This window comes from Aminobacter sp. MSH1 (assembly GCF_003071665.1).
GTDB classification, from domain to species: domain Bacteria; phylum Pseudomonadota; class Alphaproteobacteria; order Rhizobiales; family Rhizobiaceae; genus Aminobacter; species Aminobacter niigataensis.
Genome location: NZ_CP026265.1, coordinates 3600101 through 3622476 on the forward strand (window position 1 = coordinate 3600101; position 22376 = coordinate 3622476).

Annotated in this window: 31 protein-coding genes and 1 pseudogene; all 32 read right to left on the reverse strand. The window is 61.9% G+C overall.

Going from position 1 to position 22376, the window contains the following annotated elements; genetic code table 11:
- Positions 1–3: 3 nt before the first annotated feature.
- A pseudogene (blh, locus tag CO731_RS17790) lies at positions 4–1342 on the reverse strand (bifunctional sulfur transferase/dioxygenase Blh).
- A 125-nt stretch (positions 1343–1467) separates the two neighbouring features.
- On the reverse strand, positions 1468–2769 hold the full coding sequence (locus CO731_RS17800; protein ID WP_108608170.1) for a replication-associated recombination protein A: 1302 nt from the start codon (positions 2767–2769) through the stop codon (positions 1468–1470).
- Between the two features lie 33 nt (positions 2770–2802).
- Positions 2803–4284, reverse strand: coding sequence for a DegQ family serine endoprotease (locus tag CO731_RS17805; RefSeq protein WP_108608171.1), 1482 nt, complete (start codon positions 4282–4284; stop codon positions 2803–2805).
- Positions 4285–4529: 245 nt separating this feature from the next.
- On the reverse strand, positions 4530–4958 hold the full coding sequence (rplQ, locus tag CO731_RS17810) for a 50S ribosomal protein L17 (RefSeq protein ID WP_108608172.1): 429 nt from the start codon (positions 4956–4958) through the stop codon (positions 4530–4532).
- 108 nt (positions 4959–5066) lie between these two features.
- A complete protein-coding gene (locus CO731_RS17815; protein ID WP_108608173.1) occupies positions 5067–6077 on the reverse strand; it encodes a DNA-directed RNA polymerase subunit alpha in 1011 nt (336 codons plus the stop codon).
- 96 nt (positions 6078–6173) lie between these two features.
- The gene (rpsK, locus tag CO731_RS17820) at positions 6174–6563 is read right to left on the reverse strand and encodes a 30S ribosomal protein S11 (protein WP_108608174.1); all 390 of its coding nucleotides are present in this window, start codon (positions 6561–6563) and stop codon (positions 6174–6176) included.
- 132 nt (positions 6564–6695) lie between these two features.
- On the reverse strand, positions 6696–7064 hold the full coding sequence (rpsM, locus tag CO731_RS17825; protein ID WP_108608175.1) for a 30S ribosomal protein S13: 369 nt from the start codon (positions 7062–7064) through the stop codon (positions 6696–6698).
- Positions 7065–7252: 188 nt separating this feature from the next.
- Positions 7253–7843 carry an adenylate kinase gene (locus CO731_RS17830; RefSeq protein ID WP_108608176.1) on the reverse strand — a complete coding sequence of 197 codons (591 nt, stop codon included), beginning with the start codon at positions 7841–7843 and terminating at the stop codon, positions 7253–7255.
- On the reverse strand, positions 7840–9180 hold the full coding sequence (gene secY / locus CO731_RS17835) for a preprotein translocase subunit SecY (protein WP_108608177.1): 1341 nt from the start codon (positions 9178–9180) through the stop codon (positions 7840–7842). Before secY ends, CO731_RS17830 begins: the two co-directional genes overlap by 4 nt.
- 134 nt (positions 9181–9314) lie before the next feature.
- The gene (rplO, locus tag CO731_RS17840) at positions 9315–9788 is read right to left on the reverse strand and encodes a 50S ribosomal protein L15 (RefSeq protein ID WP_108608178.1); all 474 of its coding nucleotides are present in this window, start codon (positions 9786–9788) and stop codon (positions 9315–9317) included.
- Positions 9789–9809: 21 nt separating this feature from the next.
- Entirely contained in the window at positions 9810–10007 is a 198-nt protein-coding gene (rpmD, locus tag CO731_RS17845; RefSeq protein ID WP_067961904.1) for a 50S ribosomal protein L30, read from the reverse strand.
- Positions 10008–10035: 28 nt separating this feature from the next.
- Positions 10036–10605 carry a 30S ribosomal protein S5 gene (rpsE, locus tag CO731_RS17850; protein WP_108608179.1) on the reverse strand — a complete coding sequence of 190 codons (570 nt, stop codon included), beginning with the start codon at positions 10603–10605 and terminating at the stop codon, positions 10036–10038.
- Between the two features lie 128 nt (positions 10606–10733).
- Positions 10734–11093 (reverse strand): 50S ribosomal protein L18, encoded by a 360-nt coding sequence (gene rplR / locus CO731_RS17855; protein ID WP_108608180.1) that lies wholly within the window; start codon positions 11091–11093, stop codon positions 10734–10736.
- A gap of 87 nt (positions 11094–11180) precedes the next feature.
- The gene (gene rplF, locus CO731_RS17860) at positions 11181–11714 is read right to left on the reverse strand and encodes a 50S ribosomal protein L6 (protein WP_108608181.1); all 534 of its coding nucleotides are present in this window, start codon (positions 11712–11714) and stop codon (positions 11181–11183) included.
- Between the two features lie 38 nt (positions 11715–11752).
- Complete coding sequence (gene rpsH / locus CO731_RS17865; protein ID WP_055976439.1) at positions 11753–12151, reverse strand: 30S ribosomal protein S8; 399 nt, start codon at positions 12149–12151, stop codon at positions 11753–11755.
- Between the two features lie 12 nt (positions 12152–12163).
- Positions 12164–12469 (reverse strand): 30S ribosomal protein S14, encoded by a 306-nt coding sequence (gene rpsN / locus CO731_RS17870; RefSeq protein WP_055976436.1) that lies wholly within the window; start codon positions 12467–12469, stop codon positions 12164–12166.
- 27 nt (positions 12470–12496) lie between these two features.
- Positions 12497–13054 carry a 50S ribosomal protein L5 gene (gene rplE / locus CO731_RS17875; RefSeq protein ID WP_108608182.1) on the reverse strand — a complete coding sequence of 186 codons (558 nt, stop codon included), beginning with the start codon at positions 13052–13054 and terminating at the stop codon, positions 12497–12499.
- Positions 13047–13361 (reverse strand): 50S ribosomal protein L24, encoded by a 315-nt coding sequence (gene rplX, locus CO731_RS17880; protein ID WP_108608183.1) that lies wholly within the window; start codon positions 13359–13361, stop codon positions 13047–13049. Before rplX ends, rplE begins: the two co-directional genes overlap by 8 nt.
- A gap of 12 nt (positions 13362–13373) precedes the next feature.
- Positions 13374–13742, reverse strand: coding sequence for a 50S ribosomal protein L14 (gene rplN, locus CO731_RS17885; RefSeq protein ID WP_006205457.1), 369 nt, complete (start codon positions 13740–13742; stop codon positions 13374–13376).
- Between the two features lie 68 nt (positions 13743–13810).
- Positions 13811–14050 (reverse strand): 30S ribosomal protein S17, encoded by a 240-nt coding sequence (gene rpsQ / locus CO731_RS17890; protein WP_108608184.1) that lies wholly within the window; start codon positions 14048–14050, stop codon positions 13811–13813.
- Between the two features lie 11 nt (positions 14051–14061).
- Entirely contained in the window at positions 14062–14262 is a 201-nt protein-coding gene (gene rpmC, locus CO731_RS17895) for a 50S ribosomal protein L29 (RefSeq protein ID WP_108608185.1), read from the reverse strand.
- Positions 14263–14276: 14 nt separating this feature from the next.
- On the reverse strand, positions 14277–14690 hold the full coding sequence (gene rplP, locus CO731_RS17900) for a 50S ribosomal protein L16 (protein ID WP_055976423.1): 414 nt from the start codon (positions 14688–14690) through the stop codon (positions 14277–14279).
- A 27-nt stretch (positions 14691–14717) separates the two neighbouring features.
- The gene (rpsC, locus tag CO731_RS17905) at positions 14718–15437 is read right to left on the reverse strand and encodes a 30S ribosomal protein S3 (RefSeq protein WP_108608186.1); all 720 of its coding nucleotides are present in this window, start codon (positions 15435–15437) and stop codon (positions 14718–14720) included.
- Positions 15437–15826: a 50S ribosomal protein L22 gene (gene rplV / locus CO731_RS17910; protein WP_055976417.1), complete on the reverse strand. Its 390-nt coding sequence runs from the start codon at positions 15824–15826 to the stop codon at positions 15437–15439. The genes rpsC and rplV overlap by 1 nt, the downstream gene beginning before the upstream one ends.
- A 1-nt stretch (position 15827) precedes the next feature.
- Complete coding sequence (gene rpsS / locus CO731_RS17915) at positions 15828–16106, reverse strand: 30S ribosomal protein S19 (protein WP_055976414.1); 279 nt, start codon at positions 16104–16106, stop codon at positions 15828–15830.
- Positions 16107–16121: 15 nt separating this feature from the next.
- Positions 16122–16955: a 50S ribosomal protein L2 gene (gene rplB, locus CO731_RS17920; RefSeq protein WP_108608187.1), complete on the reverse strand. Its 834-nt coding sequence runs from the start codon at positions 16953–16955 to the stop codon at positions 16122–16124.
- A 22-nt stretch (positions 16956–16977) separates the two neighbouring features.
- Complete coding sequence (locus CO731_RS17925; protein WP_108608188.1) at positions 16978–17271, reverse strand: 50S ribosomal protein L23; 294 nt, start codon at positions 17269–17271, stop codon at positions 16978–16980.
- A complete protein-coding gene (gene rplD / locus CO731_RS17930; RefSeq protein ID WP_108608189.1) occupies positions 17268–17888 on the reverse strand; it encodes a 50S ribosomal protein L4 in 621 nt (206 codons plus the stop codon). Before rplD ends, CO731_RS17925 begins: the two co-directional genes overlap by 4 nt.
- A complete protein-coding gene (rplC, locus tag CO731_RS17935) occupies positions 17888–18598 on the reverse strand; it encodes a 50S ribosomal protein L3 (protein ID WP_108608190.1) in 711 nt (236 codons plus the stop codon). Before rplC ends, rplD begins: the two co-directional genes overlap by 1 nt.
- A 58-nt stretch (positions 18599–18656) precedes the next feature.
- A complete protein-coding gene (gene rpsJ / locus CO731_RS17940; protein WP_006205468.1) occupies positions 18657–18965 on the reverse strand; it encodes a 30S ribosomal protein S10 in 309 nt (102 codons plus the stop codon).
- Positions 18966–19028: 63 nt separating this feature from the next.
- Positions 19029–20204: an elongation factor Tu gene (gene tuf, locus CO731_RS17945; RefSeq protein ID WP_108608191.1), complete on the reverse strand. Its 1176-nt coding sequence runs from the start codon at positions 20202–20204 to the stop codon at positions 19029–19031.
- A 67-nt stretch (positions 20205–20271) separates the two neighbouring features.
- Positions 20272–22362, reverse strand: coding sequence for an elongation factor G (gene fusA, locus CO731_RS17950; RefSeq protein ID WP_108608192.1), 2091 nt, complete (start codon positions 22360–22362; stop codon positions 20272–20274).
- Positions 22363–22376: the final 14 nt, after the last annotated feature.

Sequence of the window (22376 nt, forward strand, 5' to 3'; positions counted from 1 at the left end):
GTCCTACCCCCAGTTTGCGCCCTGCAGGGCGTCGAGCGGGAACTTCAGGTAACGCTTGCCGTTGGCTTCGGGCTCAGGCAGGCGCCCGCCATTGATGTTGATCTGCAGCGCATGAAGGATGAGCTTGGGCATCGGCAGCGTCCTGTCGCGGGTTTCGCGAAGCGCGACGAATTCCGCCTCTGTCGCCAGCCTGGAGATGTGCGTATTGCGCGCCTTTTGCTCTGCGACGGTGCTTTCCCATCGCGGCTGGCGCCCGCCGGGCTGGTAGTCGTGTCCCGTAAAAAGCCTGGTGTCGTCGGGCAACGACAGGATCTCCTGGATCGACTGCCAGAGGCGCTTGGCGCTGCCACCGGGAAAATCGGCCCGTGCCGTGCCGCTGTCGGGCATGAACAGCGTGTCGTGGATGAAAGCGGCATCGCCGACCACATAGGTGATCGAGGCCAGCGTGTGGCCGGGCGAGAACAGCACCTTTGCCGGGAGCTCGCCGATGGAGAAGGTCTCGCCCTCGGCAAACAGCTTTTCCCACTGCGAGCCGTCGGTGGCGAGGTCCGGCCAGTTGTAGATGGCCTTCCAGAGTTTCTGCACGTCGATGACGCGTTCGCCGATAGCTGTCCGTGCACCGGTCCTCGACTTGAGATAGCGGGCCGCGGAAAAATGGTCGGCGTGGGGATGGGTGTCGAGGACCCACTCGACGGTCAGCCCCTGCTCCTCGACGAAATCGAGGATACGGTCAGCATTGCCGGTGGCCGTGGCGCCTGATTTCTCGTCGAAATCGAGTACCGGGTCGATGATCGCGCATTTCCTGGTCGCCGGATCGGCAACGACATACTGGACGGAAAAGGTGCGCGGATCGAAGAAGGCGGATACTTCGGGTTTCTGTACCATCATCTGCCCCACAAGGTTGTCGTGCATTTGCAAAGCATCAGGAGTTGGTGCGCAGCCAGTCCTTGGCGCCGGCCAGATTGGTGCCCAGCCGTTCGCCGAGCGCATCGATATCCGTCAGTTTCATCCGGCCATCGAGTACCTCGCCGATCGCCCAAAGCGTCAGCGAGCGCGTGCCACCCTTGCAATGGGCGAGAACCGGGCCCTGGGCCTCGGCGAAAGCCTTCTGGAAGGCCCGTACGGCTTCCAGCGTGTAGCGCCCCGGCGTCACCGGGACATTGACGAAGTCCATGCCCAACTGCCCTGCCAACGCGGCGGCTTCGGCCATGCCGGGTTGGGTCGGTTCCTCGTTTTCGGGGCGGTTGTTGATGATCCTGCGAATACCCGCTTGGGCAGCAACAGCCAGATCAGCGTCCGTTGGCTGGCCGGAAATCCAGAGCTTGTCGGTAACCTGCTTCATCACACATCCTATCAAAAGCGCTTGCGTAGGCCGCTACACGATTTGATATGAATGATTGCGTTTTCTTGCAATATATTTTTTGTAACTAAAGATTGATGCCGCCTCGCCCGCGGCCTCTGCCTTTGCTAGCCGCCGCGATCCTGGCGGCGCTTGCCCCAGTAGTCGAGCCGCTTCTTGACGTCGCGTTCGAATCCGCGCTCGTTGGGCACGTAGAATTCGGGCCGGTTCGGGCCTGCCAGTTCGTCGGGCATGAATTCCTGCCCGGAAAAGGCGTCGGGATAGTCGTGGTCGTAGCGGTAGCCTTCGTGGTAGCCGAGTTCCTTCATCAGCTTGGTCGGCGCATTCAGGATGTGCTTCGGCGGCGCCAGCGACCCGGTCTGCTGGGCGAGTGCAATTGCCTGGTTGAAGCCCATGTAGGAAGCGTTCGACTTGGGCGCGGTCGCCACATAGGTGATCGCCTGCGCCATGAACAGCCGCCCTTCCGGCCAGCCGACGCGCTCGAAAGCGCTCCAGGCCGCCACCACCTGCGGCATCGCCTGCGGATCCGCCATGCCGACATCTTCGGACGCAGCGCATGCCAGACGGCGAAAGATGGTACCGGGGTCCTCGCCGCCGATCACCATGCGGGCTGCCCAATAGAGCGCTGCCTGCACGTCGCTGCCGCGCAGGCTCTTATGGAAACAACTGAGCAGATTGTAGTGCTCTTCCTGGCCTTTGTCGTAGACCGGCGCCCGCTTCTGGACGGCTTCGGCAAGGGCTGCCACATCCAGCATCGTGCCATCGGGCAGCGCCAGCAATTCCTCGCAAAGACCGATCAGGTAGCGCCCGTCGCCATCCGCCATGGTCAGCAGCGTATCGCGTGCGGCCGGATCGAGGGGGAGCTTCCTGCCCGTGTGCGCTTCCGCACGCTCGGCCAGAATGGCGAGGTCTTCCTTTTCGAAGCGCCTGAGCGTGTAGACCTTGGCGCGCGACAGCAGCGCCGCCACCAGACTGAAACTCGGGTTCTCGGTCGTCGCCCCAATCAGCACAATGGTGCCGTCTTCGACATGCGGCAGCAGGGCATCCTGTGTGGTGCGGTTGAACCGGTGCAACTCGTCGACGAACACCACCGTCTGCCGCCCTGCCCCGCTGCGCAGTTGCTTGGCGGCGTCGATGACCTTGCGCAGGTCGGCGACACCCGAAAGGACCGCCGACAGCTGCACGAAATCGAGGCCGACTTCCTTAGCGACCAGGCGTGCGATGGTCGTCTTGCCGACGCCGGGCGGCCCCCAGAGGATGAACGAGGATACCTTTCGCGCCTTTATCATGCGGCCGATGGGGCCGTCGGGACCAAGCAGATGATCCTGTCCGATGACCTCGCCGATGCGCTGCGGGCGCAGCGTCTCGGCCAGCGGGCGTGGAACGGCCTCGTCGAACAGGGAACTCAAGGCGTCAGCCTCCCGGCGGTCCGGCTGCCACGCCTAATAGCGCAGCATCTGCCGCATGATGCGGCCGTCGCGCTCGACGGTGAAGCGCCACCAACGGGTGTCTTCCTCAGCAAGCTGCTTCAGCTTGGCAGCGGTGTCGACGGTCTCGCCATTGACCTCGCGGACGATGTCGCCCAGCTGGAAGCCGAAACCTGCCGCCGGCGAGCCACCGTCGATGCCGACGATCGCCACGCCCTTGGTGTCGGTCGCGACACGCAGGCGCTGGGCCAGCCGCGGCGACAATTCGGCAACCTTGGCGCCGGCAAACGGGCTGCGGCCGCGCAGTAGCACCTCGTTCGAACTGGTGCCCTCAGGTGCACGCTCAAGGGCAACTTCGATCGACTTCTCCTCGCCCTTGGTCAGCACCGAAAGGGTCGCCTTGCCGCCGACCGGCTGCGTGGCCAGGCGGTAGTCAAGCGCTTCCATGTGTTCGATTGCAGCGCCATTGAATGCCAACACCACATCTCCAGGCTTCAGCCCGGCGCGCGCTGCGGGGCCGTTCTCGTCGACAGACGAGATCAGCGCGCCCGAGGGATGATCCATGCCAAGGGATTCTGCGATCTGCGGCGTCACCGGTTCGAAGGTAGCGCCGATGAACGGCCGCTCGAAGAAATCGGCGCCACCCTTGGCCGCTTCGGTGAAGGCACGCACCATGTTCGACGGGATGGCAAAACCAATGCCGATCGAGCCGCCGGTGCGGCTGAAGATCGCCGTGTTGATGCCGATGAGTTGGCCGCCCATGTTGATCAGCGCACCGCCCGAATTGCCCGGGTTGATCGCCGCATCGGTCTGGATGAAGAAACCGGAGTCGGACACGCCGATATGCGTGCGGGCAAGGGCCGAGACGATGCCGCTTGTCGTGGTCTGGCCAACGCCGAACGGATTGCCAATGGCCAGCACCAGATCGCCAACCTGCAGCGCGTCGGAATCGCCAATGGCGACCGTCGGGAACGGCTTGTCGGAATCGATCTTGAGCACGGCAAGGTCAAGGGTCTCGTCCTTGAGCAGCACCTTGCTGGTAAATTCACGGCCGTCGGAGAGCGCGACCTTCACCTGGTCGGCATCCTGGACGACATGGTTGTTGGTGACGACGATGCCGCTTGGGTCGACCAGAACGCCCGAACCGAGCGACGAACGGTTGCGCGGACCCGACCGGCCGAAGAATTGCTCGAAGAACGGATCGCCCTCGAATGGCGACCGCACCTTCACCTGCTTGGAAGCGTAGACATTGACAACCGCTGCCGCCGTGTCCTTGACCAGCGGCGCAAACGACAGCTGCATCTCTTCGCGTCCGAATGGCACGCGCCGATCGGGACCGGGCGTTGCGGCCCCGCCGCCCTTGCCGCCATTCAGCAGGTCCGTCAGCACATCCGACAGGCCCGGATCCCCGGTGGTCGGCGCCTCCTGGGCCGTCGCACCGCCGGCAAGCGCCATCCAGGCGCACAGCGCAAGCGACAGATATCGTTTCGCACGCATGGCGAATCCTCCAATGCATAGTTGGCGCCATTGTCGCGACGATTGTGCAAATTGAAAGGCTAGAGGGGCGCGAAAAGCGGTTATTTCCGCTTGGTTGGCCCCGGTTGCGGAAGGACCGCTGAAACCTCGACGCGTCGTGCGCCCGCATCGCCCGGCAAACCACGTCACAGCGATCTGACCGACACACCACCCAAAACAAAAGGGGCCACAAGGGCCCCTTCGGTTCATAACACGATGCGGAATGCTTATGCAGCTTCAGCTTCGTTGACAGCTTCGGCTTCGAGACGAACGCGGTCGCCTGCGCCCTTGGCCGAGGTGTCGCGATCGACGAACTCGATGACGGCCATCGCGGCGTTGTCACCGCGGCGGAAGCCAGCCTTCATGATGCGCAGGTAGCCGCCGTTGCGGGTGGCGTAACGCGGCGCGACGACGTCGAACAGACGCTTCACGACGTTCTCGTTGCCGATCTGGGCGATCACCTGGCGGCGGGCATGCAGGTCGCCGCGCTTGCCGAGCGTCACCAGCTTCTCGACGATCGGACGCAGGTCCTTCGCCTTTTCGAGCGTGGTCACGATCTGCTCGTGCTCGATCAGCGAGACCGAGAGGTTGGCGAACATGGACTTGCGGTGGCTTACGCTGCGGGCGAAGCGACGGCCTTTAAAACCGTGACGCATGGCTCTTTTCCTTCTTCAGTTGTTCAAGAGGCCACGGCCTCTGATGGTTTTCCGCAAGGCCGTCGGACCGGATATCCGGTCCTCGGAACCATGCTCGACTAGGTCTTCTTAGTACTGGTCTTCGTATCGCTTGGCGAGGTCTTCGATGTTTTCCGGCGGCCAGTCCTGCACTTCCATACCGAGGTGCAGGCCCATTGCGGCCAGAACTTCCTTGATCTCGTTGAGCGACTTGCGGCCGAAGTTCGGCGTACGCAGCATCTCGGCTTCCGTCTTCTGGATCAGGTCGCCGATGTAAACGATGTTGTCGTTCTTGAGGCAGTTGGCCGAACGGACCGAAAGCTCCAGTTCGTCGACCTTCTTGAGCAGCGCCGGGTTGAAGGCGAGCTCGGTGACGGCCTCGGCTGCAACTTCCTTCTGCGGCTCGTCGAAGTTGACGAACAGTGCAAGCTGGTCCTGCAGGATGCGAGCAGCGAAAGCCACTGCGTCCTCGCCGGTGATCGAACCGTCGGTCTCGATGGTCATGGTCAGCTTGTCGTAGTCCAGAACCTGGCCCTCGCGGGTGTTCTCGACCTTGTACGAAACCTTCTTGACCGGCGAGTAGAGGCTGTCGACCGGGATGAGACCGATCGGAGCGTCTTCAGCGCGGTTGCGTTCGGCCGGCACATAACCCTTGCCGGTGTCGACCGTGAACTCCATGCGGATCTCGGCGCCCTCGTCGAGGGTGCAGATAACGTGGTCCGGGTTCAGGATCTCGACGTCGCCGACCGTCTGGATGTCGCCGGCGAGCACGGCACCAGGGCCCTGCTTGCGAACGACCATGCGCTTCGGGCCGTCGCCTTCCATGCGGATGGCGATTTCCTTGATGTTGAGCACGATGTCGGTGACGTCTTCACGAACGCCGCCGATGGAAGAGAACTCATGCAGCACGCCGTCGATCTGCACCGCAGTGACGGCAGCGCCACGAAGCGACGACAAAAGCACGCGACGGAGCGCATTGCCGAGCGTCAGGCCGAAGCCACGCTCAAGCGGCTCGGCGACGAGCGTGGTCTGCGTCTTCTTCTTGGACGAGAACTCGATCTTGTTCGGCTTGATCAGTTCCTGCCAGTTTTTCTGGATCATATTCGCTTCCTTCCGTTAGCCCGACACCATCCAATCGTGACGGGCGACCTGGAAACCGCAAACGAGCGCACAAGGCGCTCGCGCGGGGGTGAAATATTAGACGCGACGCTTCTTGCGCGGGCGGCAACCATTGTGCGGGATCGGCGTCACGTCGCGGATCGACGTGATGGTGAAACCCGCAGCCTGGAGCGCGCGCAGAGCCGACTCACGACCCGAACCCGGACCGCAGACTTCCACTTCCAGCATGCGCATGCCGTGTTCCTGTGCCTTCTTGGCAACGTCTTCAGCAGCCATCTGGGCCGCGAACGGGGTCGACTTGCGCGAACCCTTGAAGCCCTGCGCACCAGCCGAGGACCAGGCAATCGTGTTGCCCTGTGCATCGGAGATGGTGATCATGGTGTTGTTGAAGGTCGAATTGACGTGGGCGACGCCCGACGAGATGTTCTTGCGTTCGCGACGGCGAACGCGTGCGGCTTCCTTAGCCATAGCAGTCCTTTCAGTTGATCTCTTCACCGCCGTAATACCAGCGGCTACACCAGCCTGCGTTTAAGGTGTCAGGCCGAACACCCGCCCAAATAAGGCGAAACCGGCGAGCCGAAACCCGCCGGAGATACGAAATTACTTCTTCTTGCCGGCAATTGCCTTGGCCGGACCCTTGCGGGTGCGCGCATTGGTATGCGTGCGCTGGCCACGGACCGGAAGCGAACGACGGTGACGCAGGCCGCGGTAGCAGCCGAGGTCCATCAGACGCTTGATGTTGATCGAAACTTCGCGGCGCAGATCGCCTTCGACCTGATAGTCGCGGTCAATCGTCTCGCGGATCGCCAGGACTTCGGCATCGGTCAGCTGGTTGACGCGACGCTCAGCCGGGATACCGACCTTCTCGACGATCTCCTGGGCGAACTTCTTGCCAATACCGTGAATGTACTGAAGCGAGATCACAACGCGCTTGTTGGTCGGAATATTAACGCCGGCTATACGAGCCATCTTTTCACTCCATTTGGGCCGGACCATGCCGGCGCTTCAAGTTGCCCCGCGTCCGGTGGAGGCCGGCCCTTGCGGGTTTTCCGTTTCAATATGACTTTGCGCCCTTACGGGCAAACAGCATCATGCCTGAATGGAAGACGGGCCGCCATACTCCGGATCGGCCCGTCCGTCAAGTCTGTGTGCGACGATTAGCTGGCGACAGTCGCCAGAACCGCTTCGATCTGTGCCGTCACTTCGTCCATCGGCGCCATGCCGTCGACCTGCTTGAGCAGGTCATTGGCGTAGTAATAGCCGATCAGCGGAGCGGTCTTCTTGTAGTACTCGCGCAGCCGTTCGTCGAAGACCTCGGCATTGTCGTCCTTGCGCACCGGCTGGCCGGCCGCCTTGGCCTCCTCGGCGCGCTTCAGGATACGGCCGACAAGCGCCTTGTCGTCGACGACGAGTTCTACGACCACGTCGAGGAACATGCCGCGTTCGGCCAGCATGTCGGCAACGGCGTCGGCCTGTGCCAGCGTGCGCGGATAACCGTCGAGGATGAAGCCCTGGGCGCAGTCGTCCTGGTCGATCCGTTCGGCGACAATCGCATTGACGATTTCGTCCGAGACCAGTTCGCCGGCGTCCATCACCGCCTTGGCGCGCTTGCCGACTTCCGTTTCCGCCTTGACCGCTGCGCGCAGCATGTCGCCGGTGGAAAGTTGAGGAATGCCGTGCTTGTCGACCAACCTCTGAGCTTGCGTCCCCTTGCCCGCTCCCGGCGGTCCAAGCAATATCAGCCTCATCTTCCCCTCTTACCTCCACGGAGCTTCGACTTCTTGATCAGCCCCTCATACTGATGGGCGATCAGGTGACCCTGAATCTGCGCCACCGTATCAAGGGTTACATTGACCACGATCAGAAGCGAAGTACCACCAAGGTAGAAGGGAACGCCGGTCGCCGAGATCAGGAACTCCGGCAGCAAGCAGATGATGACGAGATAGGCGGCGCCGACCACCGTGACGCGGGTCAGCACGTAGTCGATGTATTCCGCGGTGCGCTCGCCAGGACGATAGCCGGGAATGAAGCCCGAATGCTTCTTCAGCTGATCGGCCGTGTCCTTCGGATTGAAGACGATAGCCGTGTAGAAGAAGGCGAAGAAGATGATCATCGCCGCGTAGAGCGCCATGTAGAGCGGCTGGCCGTGGCCGAGCGCGGCCATGATCGTGCTCACCCAGCCAGGCAGCGTGGCAGTGTTCGAGAAGCCCGCGACGGTCGCCGGCAGCAGCAGAAGCGACGAAGCGAAGATCGGAGGAATGACGCCGGCGGTGTTGAGCTTCAGCGGCAGGTGCGACGTATCGCCTTGGAACATGCGGTTGCCGACCTGGCGCTTCGGATACTGGATCAGAAGGCGGCGCTGGGCACGCTCGAAAAACACGATCACGGCGATGACGACGATCGCCAGGACGATGATCGCGAGAATCAGGCCGGTCGACAGCGCACCTGTGCGGCCGAGTTCCAGAGTGCCACTGATAGCGCTCGGAAGCCCGGCGACGATGCCGGCGAAGATGATCAGCGAGATACCGTTGCCGATGCCGCGGGCGGTGATCTGCTCGCCGAGCCACATCAGGAACATCGTGCCGCCGACGAGCGTGATGACCGTCGAAGCACGGAAGAACATGCCCGGATCCGAGACGATTCCGTTACCGCTCTCAAGCCCGACCGAAATGCCGTAAGCCTGAACAAGCGCCAGAAGCACGGTGCCATAGCGGGTGTACTGATTGATGACCTTGCGGCCCTGCTCACCTTCCTTCTTCAGCGCTTCGAGCGACGGGACGACCGACGTCATGAGCTGCATGATGATGGAAGCGGAGATGTAGGGCATGATGCCGAGTGCAAACAGCGCCATGCGCTCGACTGCACCACCGGCAAACATGTTGAAAATGCCGAGAACGCCGCGGCTCTGCTGGGTGAAAGCCTGCGCGAATGCATCGGGGTTGATGCCGGGGAGCGGAATATAGGTGCCGAGGCGGTAGACCAGCAGCGCGCCGAGGGTGAACCAGATACGTTTCTTGAGATCTTCGGCCTTGGCGAAGGCTGCGAAATTCAGATTGGATGCCAGTTGTTCAGCAGCCGATGCCATTCAGGGTACTCCGCTTGGTCACGCCGCAATGCCGCAGATGGGCGCGGCGCGTATCACCGAAGCCACGAGATAGGCTCCGGACGGCAAACATGCAAGCGGCGGTATCTCTACCGCCGCTTACTTTGCAAAGCCTTTTATTCGGCCGCTGCCACTTCAGGCAGCTTCACCGATCCTCCAGCCTTTTCGATCTTCTCGATCGCAGGCTTGGAAGCGCCGGCGACGTCGAAGGCCACCTTGGTCTTGAGTTCGCCGTCGCTGAGGATGCGGACGCCGTCCTTGACGCGGCGAATCACGCCGGCCTTGACGAGGGCTTCCGCCGTCACGGTCTCTTTCGCATCGAGCTTCTTGGCATCGATCGCGACCTGGATACGGGCCAGCGAAACGGTGTTGTAGCTCTTGGCGAAGATGTTGGTGAAGCCGCGCTTCGGCAGGCGACGATAGAGCGGCATCTGGCCACCCTCGAAGCCGTTGATCGCGACGCCCGAACGGGCCTTCTGACCCTTGACGCCGCGGCCGCCGGTCTTGCCGGAGCCGGAGCCGATGCCGCGGCCAAGGCGCTTCTTGGAGTGCGTCGCGCCGGTGTTGTCACGCAGATCGTTGAGTTTCATGTTCTATCTCCTGCGATCGGCCTACGCCTCGTCCACAACGCGGACGAGATGCTGGACAGCTGCGATCATGCCGCGCACGGAAGGAGTATCCTCCAGGGTACGCTTGCGATGCATCTTGTTGAGGCCGAGGCCGACCAGCGTGGCACGCTGCTCCTTCGGCCGGCGGATCGGGCTACCGATCTGCTCGACGGTGATGGTCTTGGTTGCTTTCTTGGCCATGGTCATTGTCCCTGGTCAGCTCGAGCGACTATTCTTCAGCCGCTACGGCGGTGCCGCGGCGAGCCTGAAGGGTCGAGTACTTGATGCCGCGCTGAGCAGCCACATCCTTCGGATGCAACTGGTTCTTCAGCGCATCGAAGGTCGCACGAACCATGTTGTAGGGGTTCGACGAACCCATCGACTTGGCGACGACGTCGTGCATGCCGAGCGTCTCGAAGACAGCGCGCATCGGGCCGCCTGCGATGATGCCGGTACCCTGCTTGGCAGAGCGCAGCAGAACACGGCCAGCGCCCCAACGACCTTCAACGTCGTGGTGCAGCGTACGGCCCGAACGGAGCGGCACAAAGATCATGTCGCGCTTGGCCGATTCGGTTGCCTTGCGGATCGCTTCCGGCACTTCGCGCGCCTTGCCGTGACCAAAGCCAACGCGGCCCTTCTGGTCGCCGACGACGACGAGTGCTGCAAAACCGAAACGCCGGCCGCCCTTGACGACCTTGGCAACGCGGTTGATGTGTACGAGCTTATCGACGAATTCGCTGTCGCGCTCTTCACGGTCACGGCTACGCTCGCGACCGCCTTCCCTACGTTCTTGTGCCATATTCCTATCCTTATTTTTTTCCGGAAGCACGGGGGTTAAAAACCAAATCCGGCGTCTATAGCGTCGCCGGATTTATTGCAACTGGTCAGTGATGCGGCGCAGCGCCACGCGCTACGCCGGTTCCTGCATCAGAAGTTCAGGCCACCTTCGCGGGCAGCTTCGGCAAGCGCCTTGATGCGGCCGTGATAGATATAGGCGCCACGGTCGAAAACGACCTCCTTGACGCCGGCCTTCGAAGCGCGCTCGGCGATCAGCTTGCCAACCGCAGTCGCGGCAGCCGTGTCGGCACCAGTCTTCAGCGTGCCCTTGAGGTCCTTCTCGAGGGTGGAAGCGGCAGCGAGCGTACGGCCATTGGCATCGTCGATGACCTGGACGTAGATGTTCTTCGACGTGCGGTGAACCGACAGGCGCGGACGGCCGTTGGCGACCTTCTTGACCTGGCGGCGGATGCGCGACGAGCGACGCAGAGTGGTTTCTTTCGAAGCCATAGTAGTGGTTCCTTGCCTTCTGAAACGGGCGCGGCCATCTGCGGTAAGCTGAAATGCTTCCCGCGACCGCGCACCGCGGCGTTGCTATTACTTCTTCTTGCCTTCTTTGCGGACGATCTTCTCGCCAGCATAGCGGACGCCCTTGCCCTTGTAGGGCTCCGGACCGCGATATTCGCGGATCTCGGCGGCGACCTGGCCAACCTGCTGCTTGTCGATACCCGTGACGACGATTTCAGTAGGCTTCGGCACCGTGATGGTGATGCCTTCCGGCGTCTGATAAACGACGTCATGGCTGAAGCCAAGGGCCAGCTGCAGGTTCTTGCCCTGGAGTGCAGCACGATAGCCGACGCCGGTGATCTCGAGCTTCTTTTCGAAGCCGTCCTTAACACCGGTCAGGATGTTGACGATCTGGGTCCGCGACATGCCCCACTTGGAGCGGGCGTCCTTCGACTGGTCGCGCGGCTGAACGGCGATCTCGCCTTCTTCCATCTTGACCAGAACTTCGTCGTTGACCACGAACTTCAGCTCACCCTTGGGGCCCTTCGCCGTCACGGTCTGGCCGGTGACGGTCGCGGATACGCCCTGCGGAAGCTGAACGGGTTTCTTGCCAATACGAGACATTGTCTTGTCCTCGCCTTTCTTGTTTCAGCCTACGCAGATCAGAAGATCTGGCAGAGGATTTCCCCGCCGACGTTCTGTTCGCGCGCTTCGTGGTCGGCCATCACGCCCTTCGGGGTCGAAAGGATCGAGATGCCCAGGCCGTTGGCGACCGGCGGAATCGACTTGGACGAGACGTAGACACGGCGGCCCGGCTTGGAGACACGCGCAATTTCGCGGATCACCGGCTGGCCGTCGAAGTACTTCAGCTCGATTTCGATCTCGGACTTGCCGTTTTCGAAGTCGGTCTGGCTGTAGTCGCGGATGTAGCCTTCCGACTTCAGCACGTCGAGAACACGGGCGCGCAGCCTGGACGCAGGCGTCGACACCGTCGACTTCTTGCGGCCATAGGCATTGCGGATGCGGGTCAGCATATCGCCGAGAGGATCACTCAAAGACATATCAAATGCTCCTTACCAGCTCGACTTGACCAGGCCCGGGATTGCTCCCGTCGAGCCCAGATCACGAAGCGCGATACGCGACATCTTAAGCTTGCGATAGTAGGCACGCGGACGACCGGTGACTTCGCAGCGATTACGGATACGGATCTTGGCCGAGTTGCGCGGCAGCGCGGCGAGCTTGAGCTGCGCGCGGAAGCGTTCCTCGATCGGCTTGGACTGATCCATGATGACGTCCTTGAGGGCCTTACGCTTGGCAGCGTACTGGTCCACAAGCTTGCGGCGCCGGTTGTTCTTCTCGACTGAGCTGGTCTTTGCCATTTCAGATTTTTCCTTTGCTCGCTGCCGTTACTGCCGGAAGGGGAAGTTGAAAGCCTTGAGCAGAGCCCGGGCTTCGTCGTCCGTCTTGGCGGTCGTGCAAACGATGATGTCCATACCCCACATCTGATCAACCTTGTCGTAGTTGATCTCGGGGAACACGATATGCTCCTTGAGGCCCATAGCGTAATTTCCGCGGCCGTCAAAGCTTTTCGGGTTCAGGCCGCGAAAGTCGCGAACGCGCGGGAGGGCGATGTTCACGAGACGGTCCAAAAACTCGTACATGCGCTCCTGGCGAAGCGTCACCTTGGCACCGATCGGCATCTGCTCACGCACCTTGAAGCCGGCAATCGACTTACGGGCGCGAGTGATGACCGGCTTCTGGCCGGCGATCATCGCCAGGTCCTCGGCGGCAACCGTGGGCTTCTTCGAATCCGCGGTGGCTTCGCCGACACCCATGTTGAGCACGATCTTGTCAATGCGCGGGATCTGCATGACGTTGGCGTACTTGAACTGTTCCTGCATCGCCGTGCGGATGGTCTCCTTGTAGACCGTCTTCAGGCGTGGCTCGATGGTTGCATTAGCCATTGATGACTTCTCCCGAGCGCTTAGCGACACGCACCTTCGTGCCGTCCTTCTGGATCTGGAAACCGACGCGGGTCGGCTTGCCATCCTTGGGGTCGACGAGCGCGAGGTTCGACAGGTGGATCGGCGCTTCCTTGGTGATGATCCCGCCCTCTTGGGTCTGGGACTGCTTCTGGTGGCGGCGGATCATGTTCACGCCGCGGACAAGTGCCTTGTCTTCCTTCGGCTGAACAGACAGCACCTCGCCGGTGCGGCCCTTGTCCTTGCCGGCCAGAACGACAACCTTGTCGCCTTTACGGATCTTCTGCATTGTTCCGGCTCCTTACAGCACTTCGGGCGCGAGCGAGATGATCTTCATGTGGTTCTTGGCGCGGAGTTCGCGCGGAACCGGCCCGAAGATACGCGTGCCGATCGGTTCTTTCTTGTTATCGACAAGAACGGCCGCGTTCTTGTCGAAACGGATCACGCTGCCGTCCGGACGACGGATGTCCTTGGCCGTGCGAACCACGACCGCCTTCATCACGTCACCCTTCTTTACGCGGCCGCGCGGAATGGCTTCCTTGATCGACACCACGATGATGTCGCCAACGGAGGCATACTTCCGCTTCGAGCCGCCCAGCACCTTGATGCACATGACACGACGAGCGCCGGAATTATCCGCGACGTCGAGGTTTGTTTGCATCTGAATCATGACTGGCCGCCTTCTTCTTTTCTAACGGGACGGGCTACCGCCCTCCCCGGCTTGTCCAAAATTCGTTGTTACGCCTGGTCCGAAGTCACGACGACCCAGCGCTTGTCCTTGGAAATCGGCTTCGATTCCTGGATAAGCACAATGTCGCCGACCTTGTGGGCGTTGTTTTCGTCGTGCGCCTTGTAGTTCTTCGACATACGCACGGTCTTCTTCATCACCGGGTGCGTGAAGCGACGCTCGACCTTGACGACGACCGTCTTCTCGTTCTTGTCGCTGACGACGGTACCCTGCAGGATGCGCTTTGGCATGGTTCTCGTCCTTACGCCTTCTTACCGGCCGATTTTTCGGCCGCGATGGTCTTGATGCGCGCAATGTCCTTGCGGACCTGCTTCACGCGCGCCGTCTTTTCCAGCTGTCCCGTCGCCTTCTGGAAGCGCAGGTTGAACTGCTCCTTCTTGAGGCTGCCGAGCTCGTCAGTGAGCTGGTCCTGGGTCTTCGTCCTGATGTCCGAGGCTTTCATGATTCAGCCCTTCCTTATTCTGCGATGCGCTGAACGAAACGCGTCCTGACCGAGAGCTTGGCGGCGCCGAGACGGAGCGCTTCACGCGCCACTTCCTCGGAAACACCATCGATCTCGAACATCACGCGGCCCGGCTTGATGCGGCATGCCCAGTAGTCGACGGCGCCCTTGCCCTTACCCATGCGGACTTCGGTCGGCTTCGACGTGACGGGAACGTCCGGGAAAATACGGATCCAGACGCGGCCCTGACGTTTCATTTCGCGGGTGATCGCGCGGCGAGCCGCCTCGATCTCACGCGCGGTGACGCGGTTTGGCTCAAGCGCCTTCAGTCCGAAGCCGCCGAAATCCAGGTTGGTGCCACCCTTCGCGGTACCGTGGATGCGGCCCTTGAACTGCTTACGGAACTTTGTGCGCTTTGGCTGCAGCATCGTTCTAACTCCAAATTCCTATGCGTGTCAGGCGTTTTCGCGACGGCGGCGCTCGGGGCGCTCGCCAGCATGCGAATGATCGCCTTCGGTTGCGCGACGCTCGGAAGCCATCGGATCGTGCTCGAGGATCTCGCCCTTGAACACCCACACCTTGACGCCGCAGATGCCATAGGCGGTCTGTGCCTCGGCCGTGCCGTAGTCGACGTCAGCGCGCAGGGTGTGCAGCGGAACGCGACCTTCGCGGTACCACTCCATACGAGCGATTTCAGCGCCGCCGAGGCGGCCCGAGCAATTGATGCGGATGCCCTCTGCGCCGAGACGCATGGCCGACTGCACCGCGCGCTTCATGGCGCGACGGAAGGCAATGCGGCGCTCGAGCTGCTGCGCGATCGACTGAGCGACCAGCGTAGCGTCGGTCTCGGGCTTGCGAACCTCAACGATGTTGAGGTGCGTCTCGGACTTCGTCATCTCCATCAGCTTCTTGCGAAGCTTTTCGATGTCGGCGCCCTTCTTGCCGATGATCAGGCCCGGACGTGCGGCGTGAATGGTCACGCGGCACTTCTTGTGCGGACGCTCGATCACCACCTTGGAAATCGCGGCCTGCTTCAGCTCGGACTCAAGATACTTGCGGATCTTGATGTCTTCGTGGAGCAGCTGGCCGTACTCGCCGGTGTTTGCGTACCAGCGCGAGTCCCAGGTGCGGTTGATGCCGAGGCGGAGACCAATAGGATTGATTTTCTGGCCCATTATGCGGCCTCCCCTTTCTCTTCGACTTCACGAACGACGATCGTGAGGTGCGAAAACGGCTTCTCGATGCGGCTGGCGCGACCACGGCCACGAGCGTGGAAACGCTTCATGACGATCGACTTGCCAACAAAGGCTTCCGCCACCACCAGCGCGTCGACATCGAGGTCGTGATTGTTTTCCGCGTTAGCGATAGCCGATTCGAGGGTCTTCTTGACCGTACCGGCGATGCGCTTGCGCGAAAATTCCAGATCGGAAAGCGCGGTCGCTACCTTCTTGCCGCGGATCAGCGCGGCAACGAGGTTGAGCTTCTGCGGGCTGACCCGGATCGTGCGGAGGACCGCACGTGCCTCGTTGTCAGCAAGCCTGCGCGGAGCTTTGGCCTTGCCCATGTTACTTCCTCTTTGCCTTCTTGTCCGCGCCGTGACCGTAGTAGGTCCTGGTGGGAGCAAACTCACCGAACTTGTGGCCGACCATGTCCTCGTTCACCGAGACCGGGACGTGCTTCTGGCCGTTGTAGACACCGAAGGTGAGGCCGACGAACTGCGGCAAGACAGTGGAGCGACGGCTCCACATCTTGATCACCTCATTGCGACCGCCTTCACGAACCTTCTCTGCCTTCTTGAGCAGATAGCCGTCAATGAACGGGCCTTTCCAGACTGAACGAGTCACTGGCGTTACCTCTTCTTAGCTCTTGCGCTGATGGCGCGAGCGCAGGATGAACTTGTCGGTCGCCTTGTTGGACCGCGTCTTCTTGCCCTTGGTGGGCTTGCCCCACGGCGACACCGGATGGCGTCCGCCCGAGGTGCGGCCTTCACCACCGCCGTGCGGATGGTCGACCGGGTTCATGGTCACGCCGCGGTTGTGCGGACGCTTGCCACGCCAGACCGTGCGGCCTGCCTTGCCGTCGTTGATGTTGCCATGGTCCGGGTTGGACACGGCACCGACAGTGGCGATGCACAGACCGCTGACGACGCGCTGTTCACCCGAGTTGAGGCGAAGGATCGCCATGCCCTGGTCACGACCGACGAGCTGGGCGTAAGCGCCAGCCGAACGAGCGACCTGGCCGCCCTTGCCGGGCTTCAGCTCGATGTTGTGCACGATCGTGCCGACAGGCATCGAAGCAAGCGGCATTGCGTTGCCCGGCTTCACGTCGACCTGCTCACCAGCGATGATCTTGTCGCCGGCCTGCAGACGCTGCGGGGCAATGATGTAGCTCAGCTCGCCGTCGTCATACTTGATCAGCGCGATGAACGCAGTGCGGTTCGGATCGTACTCGAGACGCTCGACCGTGCCGACGACGTCGAACTTGCGACGCTTGAAGTCGATGATGCGGTACGTACGCTTGTGACCGCCGCCGATGAAGCGAGCCGTGATGCGACCGTAGTTGTTGCGGCCGCCCGACTTCGTCAGGCCCTCGGTCAGACCCTTGACGGGCTTGCCCTTGTGGAGGCCCGAGCGGTCGACGATGACCAGCTGGCGGGTGCTCGGCGTTACTGGCTTGAATTTCTTAAGTGCCATTGTCCTGTCCTCGCGGTCTAGCTCAGAGGCCCGTCGCGACGTCGATCGACTGGCCGTCGGCCAGCGTCACTACCGCCTTCTTGACGTCGCTCTGGCGGCCGATCGTGCCGCGGAAGCGCTTCACCTTGCCCTTGCGGACCAGGGTGTTCACAGCAGTCACCTTCACGCCAAACAGCGCTTCGACGGCAGCCTTGATCTCAGGCTTGCTCGCCTTCTTGGCGACGTTGAAGACGACCTGGTTGTACTCAGAAGCCATGGTCGACTTTTCGGTGATCGCCGGGCTGACGATCACGTCATAGTGGCGGAGATCCGTCATTTGAAGCGCTCCTCGAGAGCCTCGACGGCGGCCTTCGAAAGGACCAGCGTGCCGCGGCGCAGAATGTCGTAAACGTTGATGCCCTGGATCGGCAGGACATCGATGTTCGGGATGTTGGTCGCTGCGCGCTTGAAATTGAGGTCAAGCTCGGCGCCGCCGATCACCAGGGCATTGGTCAGGCCCAGCGACGCAAAATTCGCGATCAGTGCCTTGGTCTTGCCCTCGGCGAGCGTCAGCTCGTCGACGATGATCAGGTTCGATGCCTTGGCCTTGGCCGACAGGGCGTGCTTCAGACCGAGAGCGCGGACCTTCTTGGGAAGGTCGTGCTCGTGGCTGCGGACGACCGGGCCGTGGGCCTTGCCGCCGCCGCGGAACTGCGGAGCGCGTGCCGAATGGTGACGAGCGCGGCCCGTACCCTTCTGCTTGTACATCTTGGCGCCGGTGCGCGCGATTTCCGCGCGACCCTTGGCCTTGTGCGTGCCCTGCTGCTTCTTGGCGAGCTGCCAACGCACGACGCGCTGGAGCACGTCTTCGCGCGGGTCGAGGCCGAAGATCTCTTCCGAGAGCTCAACCTTGCCGGCATCCTTGCCTGCGAGGGTTGTAATCTTGAGGTCCATTATTCCGCTCCCTCGTTGGCCGGAGCCTGTTTGCTGACGGCGCGGATCGCGGCCGGCTTCGGCGCATTCTCGGGCAGCGCGATCTTGGCCGCATCGCGAACCAGGATCCATGCACCCTTCGAGCCCGGAACCGCACCGCGGATCAGGATCAGACCACGGTCGGCGTCGGTCGAGACGACCTCGACGTTCTGGGTGGTGACGCGAACGTCGCCCATGTGGCCGGCCATTTTCTTGCCCTTGAACACCTTGCCCGGATCCTGGCGCTGGCCAGTCGAACCATGGGTACGGTGCGACACCGAGTTACCGTGGGTAGCGCGGCCGCCACCGAAGTTGTGCCGCTTGATGACGCCCTGGAAACCCTTACCGATCGAGGTACCCGTCACATCGACCTTCTGGCCGGGGACGAAATGCTCGACGGTGATCTCGGAGCCGACATCGAGCATGTTGTCGGCGGAAACGCGGAATTCAGCGACCTTCGACTTCGGCTCGACGGAGGCGGCAGCGAAATGACCGCGCATCGCCTTCGACGTATTCTTCACCTTGGCGAGGCCGACGCCGAGCTGAACGGCGGTGTAGCCATTCTTCTCCTGCGTGCGCTGCGCCACGACCTGGCAGTTCTCCATGCGGAGAACGGTGACGGGAACGTGCTCGCCAGCGTCATTATAGACGCGGGTCATTCCCACCTTCTGTGCAATTACACCTGAACGCATCGGTTCGTTTTCCTTCAGAGGAGCCGTTTGGATCTGCTCGCGCGGCTCATGTTAGCTCTTAGAGCTTGATTTCGACGTCGACACCTGCGGCGAGGTCGAGCTTCATCAGAGCATCGACGGTCTGCGGGGTCGGATCGACGATGTCCAGCAGACGCTTGTGCGTACGCATCTCGAACTGCTCGCGGCTCTTCTTGTCAACGTGCGGCGAGCGGTTCACCGTGAACTTCTCGATCCGCGTCGGCAGCGGGATCGGGCCGCGAACGTTGGCGCCGGTGCGCTTTGCGGTCGACACGATCTCGCGGGTCGAAGCGTCGAGAACCCGGTGGTCAAACGCCTTGAGGCGGATGCGGATATTCTGTCCGTTCATGGTCACTTCCTTGTTCTGGCGCGGCGCGGGCGTATTCCCGCCCGCGACAGATCGTTATTCGGATTATTCTTTGATCGAAGCGACGATGCCGGCGCCGACGGTGCGGCCGCCTTCACGGATAGCGAAGCGGAGCTTCTCTTCCATGGCGATCGGCACGATCAGCTCGACGTCAACGGTGATGTTGTCGCCGGGCATGACCATCTCGGTGCCTTCCGGCAGCGACACGATGCCGGTCACGTCGGTCGTGCGGAAATAGAACTGCGGACGGTAGTTGGTGAAGAACGGCGTGTGACGGCCACCCTCTTCCTTGGTCAGGATGTAGGCTTCAGCCACGAACTTCTTGTGCGGCTTGACCGAACCCGGCTTGCACAGCACCTGGCCGCGCTCGACGTCTTCACGGCCAACGCCGCGGATCAGCGCGCCGATGTTGTCGCCGGCCTGGCCCTGGTCGAGCAGCTTGCGGAACATCTCGACGCCGGTAACCGTCGTCTTCGAGGTCGCCTTGATGCCGACGATCTCGACTTCTTCGCCAACCTTGACGATGCCGCGCTCGACGCGACCGGTGACAACCGTGCCGCGGCCCGAGATCGAGAACACGTCTTCGATCGGCATCAGGAACGGACGGTCGATCGGACGCTCAGGCGTCGGGATGTAGGCGTCGACAGCCGCCATCAGCTCGCGGATCGCGTCTTCGCCGATCTTCTTGTCCGAATCGTTGAGCGCAGCAACAGCCGAACCCTTGATCATCGGAATGTCGTCGCCGGGGAACTCGTACTTCGACAGCAGCTCGCGCACTTCGAGCTCGACCAGTTCGAGCAGCTCGGCGTCGTCGACCAGGTCGACCTTGTTGAGGAACACCACCAGGGCCGGAACGCCGACCTGACGGGCGAGCAGGATGTGCTCGCGGGTCTGCGGCATCGGGCCGTCGGCAGCCGAAACCACCAGGATCGCGCCGTCCATCTGGGCGGCACCGGTGATCATGTTCTTGACATAGTCGGCGTGGCCGGGGCAGTCGACGTGAGCGTAGTGGCGGGCCGGCGTCTCGTATTCGACGTGTGCCGTCGAAATGGTGATGCCGCGGGCCTTCTCTTCAGGCGCTGCGTCGATCTGGTCGTAGGCCTTGAACTCGCCGAAATACTTCGTGATCGCCGCCGTCAGCGACGTCTTGCCGTGGTCGACGTGACCAATCGTGCCAATGTTCACATGAGGCTTATTACGCTCGAATTTACCTTTTGCCATGTGAGGTCTCCATTCCTGCTAGCCCGATAAGGGCGTTGAATTAATAAAACGCTGCAATTCCTTGGAATTACGCGTATTTCTTCTGAACTTCCTGAGCGACCGCGGTCGGAACCAGCTCGTAGTGGTCGAACTGCATCGTGTACTGGGCACGGCCCTGCGACATCGAGCGCAAGCTGTCCACGTACTTGAACATGTTGGCCAGCGGAACCATCGCGTTGACGACGACGGCAACACCGCGGCTTTCCTGGCCCTGAATCTGGCCACGACGGCTGTTCAGGTCGCCGATGACGTTGCCGACATAGTCTTCCGGCGTCACGACTTCGACCTTCATGATCGGCTCGAGCAGCTGGACGCCCAGCTTGGGAGCTGCTTCGCGAAGGCAGGCGCGACCGGCGATCTCGAAGGCCAGCACCGAGGAGTCGACGTCGTGGTAGGCACCGTCGATAAGCGTCGCCTTGACGCCGATCATCGGGAAGCCCGCGAACGGACCCGAAGACAGGACGCTGCGGAGACCCTTGTCGACGCCCGGGATGTATTCCTTCGGAACTGCACCGCCGACGATCTTCGATTCGAAGACGAAATCCTCGCCTTCGGGGTTCGGTTCGAACACGATCTTGACGCGAGCGAACTGGCCCGTACCACCCGACTGCTTCTTGTGGGTGTAGTCCTGTTCGTGCGTGCGGCTGATCGTCTCGCGATAGGCAACCTGCGGTGCACCGACGTTGGCCTCGACCTTGAACTCGCGACGCATGCGGTCGACGATGATGTCGAGGTGGAGTTCGCCCATGCCGGCGATGATGGTCTGGCCGGATTCTTCGTCCGACTTGACGCGGAAAGAAGGATCTTCGGCAGCCAGGCGGTTGAGCGCGAGGCCCATCTTTTCCTGGTCGCCCTTGGTCTTCGGCTCGATCGCGATCTGAATGACCGGCTCGGGGAATTCCATGCGCTCGAGAATGACCGGGTGCAGCGGATCGCAGAGCGTGTCGCCGGTGGTCGTTTCCTTGAGGCCGGCCAGAGCGACGATGTCGCCGGCGAAAGCCTCTTCGATGTCAGAGCGCGAGTTCGAGTGCATCTGCAGCATACGGCCGAGACGCTCTTTCTTGCCCTTGACGGTGTTTTCGAGCGAAGCGCCCTTGGTCACCTTGCCCGAATAGATGCGGCAGAAAGTGAGCGAGCCGACGAACGGATCGTTCATGATCTTGAAGGCCAGCATCGAGAGCGGCTCTTCGTCCGACGAATGACGCTCCATCTCGCCTTCCGTCTTCGGGTCGATACCCTTGATGGCAGGCACGTCGAGAGGCGACGGAAGGAAGTCACCAACGCCGTCGAGCAGCGGCTGAACGCCCTTGTTCTTGAAGGCCGAGCCGCAGAACATCGGGAAGAACTTGACGGCGATGGTGCCCTTGCGGATCAGCGCGCGCAGTTCGTCGTTCGACGGCATCTTGCCTTCGAGGTAGTTCTCGAGAGCCGTCTCGTCCATTTCGACGGCGGTCTCGATCATCTTGTCGCGGAACTCTTCGGCCTTGGCCTGGAGGTCGGCAGGGATCTCGACGATGTCCCAGGCTGCGCCCAGGCTTTCGTCGCGCCAGACCAGCGCCTTCATCTCGATCAGGTCGACGACGCCCTTGAAATCGGCCTCAGCGCCGATCGGCAGCTGGACGGCAACGGCCGTCGCACCGAGGCGCGACTTGATCATCTCGTAGGAGCGGTAGAAGTCCGCGCCGATCTTGTCCATCTTGTTGCAGAAGATCATGCGCGGGACGTTGTACTTGTCTGCCTGGCGCCACACGGTCTCGGTCTGCGGTTCGACACCGGCGTTGGCATCGAGCAGCGCGATGGCGCCGTCGAGAACGCGCAGCGAACGCTCGACTTCAATGGTGAAGTCGACGTGGCCGGGGGTGTCGATGATGTTGAAGCGGCGCTGCTTGCCGTCGCGACCCTTCCAGAAGGTCGTGGTGGCAGCGGACGTGATCGTGATGCCGCGTTCCTGTTCCTGCTCCATCCAATCCATGGTGGCAGCGCCGTCATGGACTTCGCCGATCTTGTGCGACTTGCCCGTGTAGTAAAGGATGCGCTCGGTCGTCGTGGTCTTGCCGGCGTCGATATGCGCCATGATACCGAAATTGCGGTAGTCTTCGATCTTGTATTCGCGGGCCATGGGAGGTGCCTCTC